This is a genomic window from Vibrio sp. VP6 (assembly GCF_028823755.1).
GTDB classification, from domain to species: domain Bacteria; phylum Pseudomonadota; class Gammaproteobacteria; order Enterobacterales; family Vibrionaceae; genus Vibrio; species Vibrio parahaemolyticus.
Window position 1 is genome coordinate 1 of sequence record NZ_JAPEID010000173.1, and the last position, 761, is coordinate 761.

Here is a 761-nt window from a genome sequence, read left to right on the forward strand (position 1 = left end):
CGGGTGGGAAGAAGAGTGCCGTTTTGACAGCCAAAACCGCGTAACGATGGAATCGAAAACGGGATACTTCTCCTGCTCCGCCACCGCGTATATACCAACTTATCTTTGGAAAGGGCAAACTCTCAATGACACCACAGGCTACCGCGCGGGGCAATTTCAGTTCAATTCAAACTACAACAGTTGCGGCATCGCCCTTCGTAAAGTGTACGGCATTTGTGGCCTTGTTCCTGTCACAAAGCCTGCCGAACTTGGTTGCTTTGTTGGATGGACACTTTCTGGCGGCCAATGTGTGAAAAATATTTTCTCATGGAAAACCGAGTGTGAGTTGATGCCGGAATGCAGCGCTGTCTCTGAGACCTGTATCGAAGGTCCTGAAACTCGTATCGTCAATGGCATACCAACCTATCGAAGTTGCTGGAAATACCAAATCGACCACCAATGCCAAACCGACAACACCTGTAATGCACTCCCTGCCGATTGTGAAGTGTTGAATACGCAGTGCCGCCTGCAACAGTATGGCGTTTGTATTGAAAACGACGTCACCATGCGTTGCCCTTTCCAAAAGTGCAGCAGTACGAGTTTATTTTGCGGAGAGGAATCATTTTGTCTTGATGGCGATTGCTTTGAAGAGATACCAACCACCGACGACGCTTTTGACGAAAGCCTTGCAGCACTCGCAGCACTCGCAGATGCCGCCGATGGCATAGGCGACCCACCGATGATATTCACTGGCAACAGTATGCAATGTACTGACAAAGCGT

The 761-nt window shown here is 49.4% G+C and carries 1 protein-coding gene; it reads left to right on the plus strand.

Annotated elements, in window-relative coordinates:
• The coding region (gene traN, locus OU793_RS24735) for a conjugal transfer protein TraN (RefSeq protein WP_274647931.1) at window positions 1–761 on the plus strand (761 nt) is incomplete at both ends.